The sequence below is a fragment of the Streptomyces fulvoviolaceus genome (assembly GCF_000718165.1).
GTDB lineage: Bacteria > Actinomycetota > Actinomycetes > Streptomycetales > Streptomycetaceae > Streptomyces > Streptomyces fulvoviolaceus.
In genome coordinates this window covers 1-11,928 of the sequence record NZ_JOEY01000001.1, presented here as the reverse complement: position 1 = coordinate 11,928, position 11,928 = coordinate 1, and the positions used below count along the sequence as shown (strand labels likewise).

Genomic DNA, 11,928 nt, shown 5'->3' with positions numbered 1-11,928 from the left:
CAAGCTAAGGTCAAAACCGGCGCTACGTCCGTCTCGGGCGCGTGTACGCCCGCACCACGCAGGGCGGGATCTCCGCGCTCTCGTCGTGCGAGCGGGCCCGGTAGGAGCTCGGGGTCTCGCCGACCAGTTCGGTGAAGCGGGAGCTGAAGGAGCCCAGGGACGTACAGCCGACGGCCATGCAGACGTCCGTGACCGAGAGGTCACCCCGGCGCAGGAGGGTCTTGGCGCGCTCGATGCGGCGGGTCATCAGGTAGCCGTAGGGCGTCTCGCCGTAGGCCTCGCGGAAGCTGCGCTGGAAGTGGCCCGGCGACATCAGCGCGGTGCGGGCGAGCGCCGTGACGTCCAGCGGTTCGGTGTACTCGCGGTCCATGCGGTCGCGTGCCTGCCGCAGCCGTACCAGATCCTCACGATTCACCACGTCAGCATCGCACGATGGTCACCGGCTGCGTGCCGGGTCCTGACCCGGGCTTTGCCCTCAGTTCGCCTCCTGTATGAAAGCGCTTGTTTGCATGGGAGGCATGGACCACATCACGTTCCTCGTGGCGGTCGTCATCGTCACGGCGCTCGCCTTCGACTTCACCAACGGATTCCACGACACGGCGAACGCGATGGCCACGTCCATCGCGACCGGCGCCCTCAAGCCGAGAACAGCCGTCCTGGTGAGTGGAGTCCTCAACATCGTCGGTGCCTTCCTCTCCACCGAGGTCGCCAAGACGATCTCCGGCGGCATCGTGGACGACACTCTCGTCAGTCCAGGGATGATCTTCGCGGGGCTGGTCGGGGCGATCCTGTGGAACCTGCTGACCTGGCTGGTCGGGCTGCCGTCCAGCTCCTCGCACGCCCTGTTCGGCGGCCTCATCGGGGCCGTGTGGGTCGGTGCGGGCTCCCACGGCGTGCACTTCGACAAGGTCGTCGAGAAGGTCCTGATCCCCGCGGTGGCCTCGCCGCTGGTGGCGGGTGTGGCGGCGCTGCTGGCCACGTACCTCGCCTACAAGATCACCGCCCGCGCTCGCAAGAAGTCGGTGACCAAGGGCTTCCGGCTCGGCCAGATCGCCTCCGCGTCCCTCGTCTCCCTCGCCCACGGCACGAACGACGCACAGAAGACCATGGGCGTCATCACCCTGACCCTGATCTCCGCGGGCGCCCTCGGCCACGACGCCGGCCCGCCGGTGTGGGTGGTGGCGTCGGCCGGTCTCGCCATCGGCCTCGGCACCTACCTGGGCGGCTGGCGGATCATCCGCACCATGGGCAAGGGCCTCACCGAGATCCAGTCCCCGCAGGGCTTCGCCGCGGAGACGGCCTCCACCGCGGTGATTCTGACGTCGGCCCACCTGGGCTTCGCCCTGTCCACCACCCAGGTCGCCTCCGGCTCCATCCTCGGCGCGGGCCTCGGCCGTCGCCTGGCGGAGGTGCGCTGGGGCGTCGCGGGCCGCATGGTCGCCGCCTGGCTGATCACGCTGCCCGCCGCCGCGTTCGTCGGAGGCGTCTCCGCGAGCGTGGTCAAGCACGGCGGCAACTTCGGCACGGTCGTCGTCGCCCTGATCGGCGCGGCCGTCGCCGCGGGCATCGTCCTTCTCTCGCGCCGCAACCCGGTGCACGCCAACAACGTCAACGACCACCACGAGGTCCCTGTCCGCACCCCGGCACCGGCCTCCGTCGGTACGGCCGCCTGAGTCACGTCCGAGTCACGGGAGTTACGCAACATGAGCATCGACTGGACCGCACTCGGCCAGGTCACCGCGGTGAGCATCGGCGTCACCGTCGCCGTGGTCGTCGTCTTCGCCCTCGGCGTCCTCGGCCTCGCCCGCTTCGAGGGCGCCCGCGAGGAGGGCGGCGGCACGTCGGCCCTCGGCGTCACGCAGGCCGGCCTGTGCTTCCTCGCGTGCGCGGCCGTGGTGGCGTACGGCATCTATCTGATCGTGCCGCAGTTCCACTGAGCACTCTGGAGGACCGGATGACGACGACTCCATCCCTGCTGTCCGAACTGGCGGACCTGAAGGTCGACTACACCGATCCCGACGACCCCGTACTGATCCGCCCGGACGGCAGCCCGATCGACACGTGGCGGGAGAACTACCCGTACGCGCAGCGCATGGAGCGCCGGGAGTACGACTGGCACAAGCGACTCCAGCAGATCGAACTGCTGAAGCTGCAGAGCTGGATCAAGGAGACCGGCCGCCGGCTCGTCATCGTCTTCGAGGGACGGGACGCGGCGGGCAAGGGCGGCACGATCAAGCGCTTCACGGAGCACCTGAACCCCCGTGGCGCGCGTGTGGTGGCCCTGGAGAAGCCGACCGAGCGTGAGCGCGGGCAGTGGTACTTCCAGCGGTACGTCGAACACCTCCCGACCGCCGGCGAGATCGTGCTGTTCGACCGGTCCTGGTACAACCGGGCGGGCGTCGAGCGCGTGATGGGCTTCTGCTCGGACGACGAGTACCGGCGCTTCATGCGCCAGGCCCCGCTGTTCGAGCGGATGCTCGCGGACGACGGCGTGGACCTGATCAAGTTCTGGTTCTCGGTCTCACAGGGCGAGCAGCGCACCCGCTTCACGATCCGTCAGGTCGACCCCGTACGGCAGTGGAAGCTCAGCCCCATGGACCTCGCCTCCCTGGACCGCTGGGACGACTACACCGCGGGCAAGGTCGCCATGTTCCGCGAGACGGACACCGAGCACGCCCCCTGGACGGTGGTGAAGTCCAACGACAAGAAGCGGGCCCGCGTCGAGGCCATGCGCAGCGTGCTGGCCCGCTTCGACTACACCGACAAGGACGAGGAGGTCGTCGGCAGCCCTGATCCGCGGATCGTGGGCGCGGCGGCAGGGTTGTTGGAGGCGGGGGAGGACGATCACGTGGACGGCCGTTAGGGATGTCCTACGGCTTCTTCCGCAGCGGCCTCGTCGGGGTGATGACCTCGACGGGGCCGCTGTTCTGCGGCGCTCCGTGGTGCACGTTGTGAAGATCATGCGCTGAAGCCCCCTCGTCCGACTCCCCCTGGTCACGGTCGAGTAAAGCGTAGCTCTGTGAAGGGCAATGTCACGCGGGCCGCGCTCCAAGTCCCGTGTGGCTCGGGGCATTTGGTGTCGGAGCGCCGGGCCTGGACGTAGGGGATCAGGGGAATTGTCGGACGAGTTCTACATCGCGGATGACCTCGGATGAATGACCCGCAGCAGCAGACGAGCCAGGCCGCCCCGACCGGCCGTCAGGCCGCGAAGATCGCTTCGGCAGTGGTGGTGGGCGACGTGGTGGGCTGGGGTGCCGTCATCGCCCTGTCCCTCCTCTTCGGCAGTTGGCTCTCCCTGGACAGCTCGGCACTCCGCGATGCCCTGGTGCTCGTCTCGGCGTCGGCCGTGGCCGGTTGTGTCGGGTGGGGATGGCTCGCGCGCAGCCGCGCCGGCCGTCCGGCGAGGCTCGTGGTGCACCGTGGCCTCGTCCAGCGCGTCTCCGTGCCCGCGGCGACGGTTCGTGACGGGGCGCTTCCCGGACGACTGGAGGGCCTGGCCAAACGCCGCTCCCGTGAAGTGCTCACGTTTGGCGGGGCGTTCGCGGTCATCGTGGTGCCGCTCGCGCTCGGCGTGGGCAGCCCCGTCCTCACCGGGACAGCCGCGGACCTCGCGGCGGCCGGTGCCGTGGTGCGCGAGCTGCGCGTGGAGTCCGTGAGCGATGTGGAGGAGGACGAGCACAAGAACGGCAGCACGTGCTTCTGCACCAGCACGGTCACGCTGCCCGCCGCCGACGGCAACGGCCCGGGCGCGCGCGCCGAGTTCCGCTCGGAGTGGGCGGACGAGTGCGCCGTAGGACAGCGGGCGTTCGTCGCGTACGCCCCCGATCAGCCGGAGCTCGGTGCGATCGGCGACAACGAACGGGCCGTGGTGGACCGTCAGTTGGACGGCCGTGCCCTCAGCAAGTGGTGGACCGGCATCCTGCTCCTGCCCGTGCTCGGCATTGTGGCGCTCGTGATCGGGTCCGCCGTCATGGCCCGGCGCGACGAGCGCTTCCCGCATCCGCTGCAGGGCGACGAACGGGTGCTGCGCGCCCGGATCACCGGCGTCGTGCGCGGCGGGTCCGGAGCGAAGCCGCTGACGCTCGCCACGGACGCGGGGCCCGTCGAGTTCCACGCCCATGTGACCACCCTCGCGTTCGCGCGGGCGACGGACGGCACCGAAGGCTCCCTGGTCTGGCATCCGGGCCGTAACCCCACCGGCGGCCGCAAGGGGCCGACCCGGATCGGCGCCGCCTTCATCAGCGACGACGGTTGGTACGTCCACGGGGCGATCGAACCGCAGACAGCGGAAGGCGCGACGGCGACGGCCGTCCAGGGTGTGCCGACGGACGGCGCACGCCAGGCGCGCCACCTCGACCTGGACGCCGGCTGGCTCCTGACCATCCCGACACCCCTCGCACAGGCCTTGCCGGTCTGGGCCGGACTGCTCGTCCTGCTCGCCCTGCCCATCGACCTGCCGGGCCGTGTCTTCGTGGGCATCCTGGGCTCGGCGGGACTGCTTCTGTTCGGGGGCGTCATCGCCATGCTGCGCATGGACGCGGACGAGGCCGCACAGCGCGCCGGCTCCGCGAGCAGCAGCTGAGCCACAACGCCGAAGGGGCCCGGCCGGAGAACCGGCCGAGCCCCTCACGGATGCCCGTGGACTTGCGATGGTGCACCGATCGCCGGTCCTCGGAGGCCGACTTGGTGGTGTCAGGCCTTCTTCGTCTCCCAGAAGATCTTGTCGATCTGGGCGATGTAGTCCAGAGCCTTCTGGCCCGTGGCCGGGTCGGTGGACGCCTTGGCGGCCGAGAGGGCCTTCAGGGCGTCGTTGACCAGCTGGTGCAGCTCCGGGTACTTCTCGAAGTGCGGGGGCTTGAAGTAGTCGCTCCAGAGCACCGAGACGTGGTGCTTCGCGAGCTCGGCGCGCTGCTCCTTGATGACGGTGGCGCGGGCCTGGAAGTGAGGGTCGTCGTTGGCGGCCATCTTGTCCTGCACGGCCTTCACCGACTCCGCCTCGATGCGGGCCTGGGCGGGGTCGTACACACCGCAGGGCAGGTCGCAGTGTGCGCTGACCTTGACCTTGGGGGCAAACAGGCGGGAAAGCATGGAGCATTCCTTCCTCGTGATCGTCTTCTCAGGTGGGACATTACTCCCTGGAAGAAGCGTTTTCGCGAGTGCCCCCATGGGCTTAGGACAAAAGTCCGGGGTCAGACTGAGACTGGTGGACGAACGTACCGGGGAGGTGCCGGGGATGCCGGAGCTGTCGCAGGAGACCGAGCGGGGGAGGGCTGCACAGCCCTTCGGGGTGGCCGAGGTGACCGGGCCGTCCATGGTGCCCACGCTGTATCAAGGGGACCAGCTCCTGGTGCAGCACAGGGCCCGGGTCAGGCCCGGTGACGTGGTCGTCCTGCGCCATCCGTTCCAGCAGGACCTGCTCATCGTCAAGCGCGCCGTGCAGCGGCGCGAGGGCGGCTGGTGGGTGCTCGCGGACAACTCGTTCGCCGGGAGCGACAGCAATGACTACGGCGTCGTGCCCGACGAACTGATCCTCGGCAAGGTCCGCTTCCGCTACCGGCCGCCGAAGCCGGATCAGCGCTCGCCGCTCGCGCTGCTGCGCTGGGCGCTGTCGGCCGCCAGGCCCGTCTTCGCGGACCGGTCGGCCTCCAGGCGCTTGCGGGCCCGGTAGGCGGCCACGTTGGCGCGGGTGGCGCAGCGGTCGGAGCAGTAGCGCCGGGAGCGGTTCGTGGACGTGTCCAGGTAGGCGTTGCGGCACGGGGCCGCCTCGCACAGGCCCAGGCGGTCCACGCCGTACTCGGTGAGGTGGAAGGCCAGGCCCATCGCCGCGATGGCCGCGAAGCCCGCCGTCGCGTTCGACGGGTGGTCCGCCAGGTGCATGTGCCACAACGGGCGGCCGTCGTCGTCCCGGTAGTCATGCCCGGAGATCTGCGGGCTCACCGGGAACTCCAGGAGAAGTGAGTTCAGCAGGTCCACCGCGAGCGTCTCGTCGCCCTGGTCCGCCGCCTCGAAGACCGAGCGCAGCCGGCCCCGGACCGAGCGGAACCGTGTCACGTCCGCCTCGGCGGCGCGGCGGGCCGCCGACGAGTTGCCGCCGAACAGGTCGCGAACGGCGTCCACCGAGGTCAGCGCGTCCTTGCCCCGGGCCGGGTCCTCGCTGTTGACGAGTCGTACGGCGTAATCCGAGTAATAGGCCAGTTCCACTTGTAGTCCTTACGGAGGCGCTCTATGGTCGTGGTGCGGTCGGGGTAACAGCTGATCGTGCTTCCAGGGTATTACGTCGCGACTGAATGAGGGGGCTTCCATGTCCACGAATACCGGGTCCACGCGTACCGGAACCGACTGGCAGGCCTGGCAGGAGAGTTGGGACCGTCAGCAGGAGGTGTACATGCCGGACCGCGAGGAGCGGTTCCGGGTCATGCTCGACATGGTCGAGGCCCTCGTCGGCCCCGCGCCGCGCGTCCTCGACCTCGCCTGCGGCACCGGCAGCATCACCGCCCGGCTGCTCGCCCGCTTCCCGAAGGCCACCAGCACCGGCATCGACCTCGACCCCGCGCTGCTCGCCATCGCCCGCGGCACCTTCGAGGGCGACGACCGGGTCACCTTCGTCGAGGCCGACCTGAAGACCGCGGACTGGCCCACGCGACTGCCGCACCAGTCGTACGACGCGGTCCTCACCGCCACGGCCCTCCACTGGCTGCACAGCGACCCCCTCGCCACCCTCTACGGCCAGGTCGCCGGGCTCGTCCGGCACGGCGGCGTCTTCATGAACGCCGACCACATGATCGACGACTCCACGCCCCGGATCAACGCCGCCGAACGGGAACAGCGGCACGCCGTCATGGAGCGGGCCCAGCAGGGCGGCGCCCTCGACTGGGCGGAGTGGTGGCAGGTCGCCGCGAACGACCCCGTCCTCGCCGAGCCCACGGCAAAGCGCTTCGAGATCTACGGCGAGCACGCGGACGGCGACATGCCCTCCGCCGCCTGGCACGCGCGCGTGCTGCGCGAGAAGGGGTTCGCGGAGGCGCGGCCGGTGTGGTCCTCACCGGCGGACACGCTGCTGCTCGCGCTCAAGTAGGCGCCGGGGTACGGAGAAGGGGCGGTACGAGGATCTCGTACCGCCCCTTCTCCGTTGTCCTGCTACAACACCTCGTCCTACAGCACCTTCGACAGGAACGACTGCGTCCGCTCGTGCTGCGGATTCGTCAGTACGTCCCGCGGGTTGCCGGACTCCACGACCACGCCGCCGTCCATGAAGACCAGGCTGTCGCCGACCTCGCGGGCGAAGCCCATCTCGTGGGTGACGACGACCATCGTCATGCCGGACTCGGCGAGGTCGCGCATGACGTCGAGGACGTCACCGACCAGCTCCGGGTCGAGAGCCGAGGTCGGCTCGTCGAAGAGCATCAGCTTCGGGTCCATCGCCAGCGCCCGGGCGATCGCCACGCGTTGCTGCTGGCCGCCGGAGAGCTGCGCCGGGTAGCTGCCGGCCTTGTCGGCCAGGCCGACCCGCTCCAGCAGCTCCCGCGCCCGCTCCCTGGCCTGGGCCCTGCTCGCGCCCTTCACCTGGATCGGCGCCTCCATGACGTTCTCCACGGCCGTCATGTGCGGGAACAGGTTGAAGCGCTGGAAGACCATGCCGATGTCCCGGCGCTGCAGCGCGACCTCGCTGTCCTTGAGCTCGTACAGCTTGTCGCCCTTCTGGCGGTAGCCGACCAGCTCGCCGTCGACGTACAGCCGACCGGCGTTGATCTTCTCCAGGTGGTTGATGCACCGGAGGAAGGTCGACTTGCCCGAACCGGAGGGGCCGATCAGGCAGAAGACCTCGCCCGACTTCACTTCCAGGTCGATGCCCTTGAGGACCTCCAGGGCGCCGAAGGACTTGTGCACGCCCTCGGACTTCACCATGGCGCTCATGCGGCACCCCTCTCACGGCCCAGGGACAGCATGTTGGCCTTGATCTTCTGCCACGGCGTCGGCGGCAGCTGGCGCAGCGTGCCGCGGGCGTAACGCCGCTCCAGGTAGTACTGGAAGACGCTGAAGATGCTGGTCATGACCAGGTACCAGATGGACGCGACGAAGAGCATCTCCATCACGGCGTACGACGTGGAGCCGATCGTCGAGGTGGCGCGCAGCAGTTCGTTGTACGTCACCGCGTACACCAGCGACGAGGTCTTCAGCATGTTGATGAACTCGTTGCCGGTCGGCGGCACGATCACCCGCATCGCCTGCGGGATGACGATGCGGCGCAGCGTCTTGCCGTGGCTCATGCCGAGCGCGTGCGCGGCCTCCGTCTGGCCCTCGTCGACCGCCATCAGACCGGCGCGGCAGATCTCCGCCATGTACGCCGCCTCGTTCAGGCCGAGGCCCAGCAGGGCGCACATGAACGGGGTCATGACGTCCGTCATCTCGTCCTTGTAGATCGGACCGAGATTCAGCATGGGGAAGATCAGCGCCAGGTTGAACCAGAGGAGCAGCTGGACGTAGACCGGCGTACCGCGGAAGAACCAGATGTAGGCCCAGGCCACCCAGCTAGTCACCGGGTTTTTGGAGAGCCGCATCACCGCCAGGACGATGCCCAGCACCACACCCACGATCATCGCCAGGACGCTGATCAGCAGGGTGCGGCCGGCGCCCGCGAGGACGGTGGAGTCGAACAGCTTGTCGCCGACCGCGTCCCACTGGATCTTCTCGGCGGTGGCGAAGGCGTTGATCAGCAGCGCCACCAGCGCCAGGACCACGACGGCGCTGACGTAGCGGCCGTAGTGCCGGACCGGAATGGCCTTGATCGCCTCGGGGGCGATTGCGGTGGAGGCCGGCGGACTCGCGTCCGCCGGTTCCTTGTCGAACTTGTCAGTCACAGTGACTGCCCTTCAGTGCTACGGGGTCGGTCACTTGCCGCCGTTGATCGCGGACTTCTCGATCGCGCCGCTCTCGGCGCCCCACTTCTCGAGGATCTTCGTGTACGTGCCGTCCTCGATGATCGCGTTGACGGCCGCCTCCAGAGCCGAGGTGAGCTCCGTGCTGTCCTTGTTCACGGCGATGCCGAACGGGCCCGCGTCGACCTGCTCGCCGACGACCTCGAACGCGTTGCCGCCGTCGGCCTTGCGGGCCAGGTCCACGGCCACCGGGTAGTCGTTGACGCCCGCGACGGCGCCGCCCGACTTCACGCGGGTCTGGGCCTCGGTGTCGTTCTCGAACGACTCGATCGTGATCTTCTTCTTGCCGCCCTCCGTGCAGGCCTTGGACTGCTTCTGCAGGGCCTGCTCGTAGGTCGTGCCGCGCTGCACGGCGGCCGTCTGACCGCAGAGGTCCTCGATCGAGTCGATCTTCTTCGGGTTGCCCTTCTGGACGTAGATGGCGGTGCCGGCCGTGAAGTAGTCGACGAAGTCGACACCCGGGCCGAGCTTCTTGCCGTCGTCGTCCAGGCCCTCCTGGCGCGCCTTGGTGTCCGTGATGGAGGACATCGCCACGTCGTAGCGGCCGGAGTTCAGCGAGCTGATCAGGCCGTCGAAGGAGCCGGAGGTGAACTTGAACTCCACGCCCAGCTGCTTGCCCAGCGCGGCGGCGATGTCGGGGTCGACCCCGACGATCTTGCCGCCCTCCTGGTACTCCATGGGGGCGTACTCGGCGTTGGTGCCGACCTTGATGACGCCGGCCTTCTGGATGTCCGCGGGCAGCTTGTCGAACAGCGGGGCGCTGTTGGAGGACGCGGTGTCCGACGAGTTGTCGCCGCCGCTGTTCGTCTGGTCACCGCAACCGGTGAGAATCAGGGCGCCTGCGACCGCGATCGCACCTACCGCGGCCGTCCTGGAACGCGCGGTGGTCGTACGACGGGTGGAGCTTGCGGTCATTTTGGGTTCCTCCGGCGGATGGGTGGAGTTGCCGATGGGGCGGCGCGGCCCGCCGATGGGTTCGGTGGCCGCCTTGGTTCCTGGGTCGACGAGAGCACACCTCTTCGAGTGCCGCGACCTCGTGTGATTACGGCATCTTGCCATTCGGACTGAGGCATTCAGGGGGCCAGCCATGTCAAAATCGGATAACGGGTGACACCCGAACCACACCAGGTTGGTACATCACGACCGGACCATCTGCGGGAATGTGGCATTCCGGCCGGAAGATCTTCGGCGCATCTCGGGATGCGGATGATCGCGCCGGGGTGTTCGTGGCGGCTTGAGCGGCCGTCGAGCGCCCGTCAAGGGGCTGCCGGGAACTTGTCCGTATGACGTCCCATGATTCATGTCACCGGCATGCGGTGATCGATGATCGATTTACGTTCCGTCATGTGACCTTGCACGTATTGGACTCGTCCTCGATGCCGGTCGTCCGGTAAGAAGGTTCTTTACACCCCTCATCCGGGGCTCAGGGCGTGTGTGCGGCGCGTCCGTCGCGTACCGGCCCGTACGCATCAACGACAAGGGCCGTATGCGGTGCCCGCCCACTTCTCAACCAGGAGTGGCCACCCTCAAACCATGAAGACCTAAGGGGTAAGACAAAGTGGCAGCGGAGATCGTCAATCCTCGCAGCGACAGCGATACGGGCCAGGACGGCGGGGCGGAGCCCCTCGATTCCTTCGACCCCGCGTTCGCGCTGCACCGCGGCGGCAAGATGGCTGTGCAGGCCACCGTGCCGGTCCGTGACAAGGACGACCTGTCCCTTGCGTACACGCCCGGCGTCGCGCGGGTGTGCACCGCCATCGCCGAGCAGCCGGACCTCGTCCACGACTACACGTGGAAGTCGTCCGTCGTCGCCGTCGTGACGGACGGTACGGCTGTGCTGGGGCTCGGAGACATCGGGCCCGAGGCCTCCCTTCCGGTGATGGAGGGGAAGGCGATTCTGTTCAAGCAGTTCGGGGGCGTGGACGCGGTTCCGATCGCCCTGGCCTGCACCGGTGTCGACGAGATCGTCGAGACCGTGGTGCGGCTCGCGCCGTCCTTCGGTGGCGTGAACCTGGAGGACATCTCGGCGCCTCGGTGCTTCGAGATCGAGCGTCGGCTCCAGGAAGCGCTGGACATTCCCGTCTTCCACGACGACCAGCACGGTACGGCTGTCGTGACGCTGGCTGCGCTGCGGAACGCTGCGCGGCTGAGCGGGCGGTCGATCGGGGACCTGCGCGCCGTCATCTCGGGTGCGGGGGCCGCTGGTGTGGCCATCGCCAAGATGCTCGTCGAGGCGGGTATCGGTGACGTTGCCGTCGCCGACCGCAAGGGCGTTGTGTCCGCCGATCGGGACGACCTCACGTCCGTGAAGCGGGAGCTGGCCGGGTTCACCAACAAGGCCGGGATCACCGGGTCGCTGGAGGCCGCGCTGGAAGGCGCCGACGTCTTCATCGGCGTGTCCGGCGGTACGGTGCCGGAGCCTGCCGTTGCTTCCATGGCTGAGGGGGCCTTCGTGTTCGCGATGGCCAACCCGAATCCCGAGGTGCACCCCGAGGTCGCGCACAAGTACGCGGCCGTGGTGGCTACCGGGCGGTCGGACTTCCCGAACCAGATCAACAACGTGCTGGCGTTCCCCGGGATCTTCGCGGGGGCGCTGCAGGTGCGGGCCTCTCGGATCACCGAGGGGATGAAGATCGCGGCGGCCGAGGCGTTGGCGTCGGTGGTGGGGGACGACCTCGCCGCTGACTACGTCATTCCGTCGCCGTTCGACGAGCGGGTGGCTCCGGCTGTGACCGCGGCGGTGGCTGCGGCGGCTCGGGCGGAGGGCGTTGCTCGCCGCTGACGGTTGTGCTTGAGGTGGCCCCGCCCGGGTTTGGGCGGGGCCGTTTCTTTGCCTGGGGGTTCGGCTGTTTGGGTGGCTGTGTGCCTGCGGCGGCCTGTGCGGGTGTGGTGGGGGTGGGTGTAGCGCGTTCGGTTGTGTGGTGGGTCGGGGCCGTGCCGGGGGGTGTCCGTCCTCGGTCGGGCGGTGCTGTGTGCTGGGGTTGTGCTCGGT

General features: G+C 68.8%; 13 protein-coding genes. 7 read left to right on the top strand and 6 right to left on the bottom strand.

Annotation, left to right across the window (positions count from 1 at the left end; all coding sequences use genetic code 11):
* Nucleotides 1-22: 22 nt before the first annotated feature.
* Complete coding sequence (locus IG08_RS0100070) at nucleotides 23-415, bottom strand: helix-turn-helix transcriptional regulator (RefSeq protein WP_030594319.1); 393 nt, start codon at nucleotides 413-415, stop codon at nucleotides 23-25.
* A 103-nt stretch (nucleotides 416-518) separates the two neighbouring features.
* Here IG08_RS0100070 and IG08_RS0100065 point away from each other — a divergent pair, with 103 nt between their 5' ends.
* The 4 genes from IG08_RS0100065 to IG08_RS0100045 all read left to right on the top strand — a co-directional run bounded on the left by IG08_RS0100065 (nucleotide 519) and on the right by IG08_RS0100045 (nucleotide 4,582).
* Nucleotides 519-1,673 carry an inorganic phosphate transporter gene (locus tag IG08_RS0100065; protein ID WP_030594317.1) on the top strand — a complete coding sequence of 385 codons (1,155 nt, stop codon included), beginning with the start codon at nucleotides 519-521 and terminating at the stop codon, nucleotides 1,671-1,673.
* A gap of 30 nt (nucleotides 1,674-1,703) precedes the next feature.
* Nucleotides 1,704-1,937 (top strand): hypothetical protein, encoded by a 234-nt coding sequence (locus IG08_RS0100060; RefSeq protein WP_030594314.1) that lies wholly within the window; start codon nucleotides 1,704-1,706, stop codon nucleotides 1,935-1,937.
* 17 nt (nucleotides 1,938-1,954) lie between these two features.
* Nucleotides 1,955-2,863 (top strand): polyphosphate kinase 2, encoded by a 909-nt coding sequence (ppk2, locus tag IG08_RS0100055; RefSeq protein ID WP_030594312.1) that lies wholly within the window; start codon nucleotides 1,955-1,957, stop codon nucleotides 2,861-2,863.
* 288 nt (nucleotides 2,864-3,151) lie between these two features.
* Nucleotides 3,152-4,582 (top strand): hypothetical protein, encoded by a 1,431-nt coding sequence (locus IG08_RS0100045; protein WP_030594309.1) that lies wholly within the window; start codon nucleotides 3,152-3,154, stop codon nucleotides 4,580-4,582.
* A 110-nt stretch (nucleotides 4,583-4,692) separates the two neighbouring features.
* Here IG08_RS0100045 and sodN read toward each other — a convergent pair whose 3' ends face one another.
* Entirely contained in the window at nucleotides 4,693-5,088 is a 396-nt protein-coding gene (gene sodN / locus IG08_RS0100040; protein WP_005480378.1) for a superoxide dismutase, Ni, read from the bottom strand.
* A 145-nt stretch (nucleotides 5,089-5,233) separates the two neighbouring features.
* Here sodN and sodX point away from each other — a divergent pair, with 145 nt between their 5' ends.
* Nucleotides 5,234-5,668, top strand: a complete 435-nt coding sequence (sodX, locus tag IG08_RS0100035; RefSeq protein WP_043452897.1) for a nickel-type superoxide dismutase maturation protease — start codon at nucleotides 5,234-5,236, stop codon at nucleotides 5,666-5,668.
* Here the strand turns inward: sodX and IG08_RS0100030 are convergent.
* The gene (locus IG08_RS0100030) at nucleotides 5,572-6,201 is read right to left on the bottom strand and encodes a CGNR zinc finger domain-containing protein (protein WP_030594301.1); all 630 of its coding nucleotides are present in this window, start codon (nucleotides 6,199-6,201) and stop codon (nucleotides 5,572-5,574) included. The two genes, sodX and IG08_RS0100030, sit on opposite strands and share 97 nt — an antisense overlap.
* A gap of 100 nt (nucleotides 6,202-6,301) precedes the next feature.
* Here IG08_RS0100030 and IG08_RS0100025 point away from each other — a divergent pair, with 100 nt between their 5' ends.
* Nucleotides 6,302-7,075 (top strand): class I SAM-dependent methyltransferase, encoded by a 774-nt coding sequence (locus tag IG08_RS0100025; RefSeq protein WP_030594298.1) that lies wholly within the window; start codon nucleotides 6,302-6,304, stop codon nucleotides 7,073-7,075.
* Between the two features lie 77 nt (nucleotides 7,076-7,152).
* Here IG08_RS0100025 and IG08_RS0100020 read toward each other — a convergent pair whose 3' ends face one another.
* From IG08_RS0100020 to IG08_RS0100010, 3 genes are read right to left on the bottom strand one after another with little or no spacing between them, the layout of a single operon-like run.
* Complete coding sequence (locus tag IG08_RS0100020; RefSeq protein ID WP_030594295.1) at nucleotides 7,153-7,914, bottom strand: amino acid ABC transporter ATP-binding protein; 762 nt, start codon at nucleotides 7,912-7,914, stop codon at nucleotides 7,153-7,155.
* On the bottom strand, nucleotides 7,911-8,858 hold the full coding sequence (locus IG08_RS0100015; protein WP_030594292.1) for an amino acid ABC transporter permease: 948 nt from the start codon (nucleotides 8,856-8,858) through the stop codon (nucleotides 7,911-7,913). Before IG08_RS0100015 ends, IG08_RS0100020 begins: the two co-directional genes overlap by 4 nt.
* A gap of 30 nt (nucleotides 8,859-8,888) precedes the next feature.
* Complete coding sequence (locus tag IG08_RS0100010) at nucleotides 8,889-9,851, bottom strand: ABC transporter substrate-binding protein (protein WP_030594289.1); 963 nt, start codon at nucleotides 9,849-9,851, stop codon at nucleotides 8,889-8,891.
* A gap of 643 nt (nucleotides 9,852-10,494) precedes the next feature.
* Here IG08_RS0100010 and IG08_RS0100005 point away from each other — a divergent pair.
* Nucleotides 10,495-11,718, top strand: a complete 1,224-nt coding sequence (locus IG08_RS0100005; protein WP_030594286.1) for an NAD(P)-dependent malic enzyme — start codon at nucleotides 10,495-10,497, stop codon at nucleotides 11,716-11,718.
* Nucleotides 11,719-11,928: the final 210 nt, after the last annotated feature.

What these genes read in the sequence shown, in the direction of transcription:
- IG08_RS0100065 (WP_030594317.1), top strand. Translation starts at nt 519, where the DNA reads ATGGACCACATCACGTTCCTCGTGGCGGTCGTCATCGTCACGGCGCTC.
- IG08_RS0100060 (WP_030594314.1), top strand. Translation starts at nt 1,704, where the DNA reads ATGAGCATCGACTGGACCGCACTCGGCCAGGTCACCGCGGTGAGCATC.
- ppk2 (WP_030594312.1), top strand. Translation starts at nt 1,955, where the DNA reads ATGACGACGACTCCATCCCTGCTGTCCGAACTGGCGGACCTGAAGGTC.
- IG08_RS0100045 (WP_030594309.1), top strand. Translation starts at nt 3,152, where the DNA reads ATGAATGACCCGCAGCAGCAGACGAGCCAGGCCGCCCCGACCGGCCGT.
- sodN (WP_005480378.1), bottom strand. Translation starts at nt 5,088, where the DNA reads ATGCTTTCCCGCCTGTTTGCCCCCAAGGTCAAGGTCAGCGCACACTGC.
- sodX (WP_043452897.1), top strand. Translation starts at nt 5,234, where the DNA reads ATGCCGGAGCTGTCGCAGGAGACCGAGCGGGGGAGGGCTGCACAGCCC.
- IG08_RS0100025 (WP_030594298.1), top strand. Translation starts at nt 6,302, where the DNA reads ATGTCCACGAATACCGGGTCCACGCGTACCGGAACCGACTGGCAGGCC.
- IG08_RS0100020 (WP_030594295.1), bottom strand. Translation starts at nt 7,914, where the DNA reads ATGAGCGCCATGGTGAAGTCCGAGGGCGTGCACAAGTCCTTCGGCGCC.
- IG08_RS0100010 (WP_030594289.1), bottom strand. Translation starts at nt 9,851, where the DNA reads ATGACCGCAAGCTCCACCCGTCGTACGACCACCGCGCGTTCCAGGACG.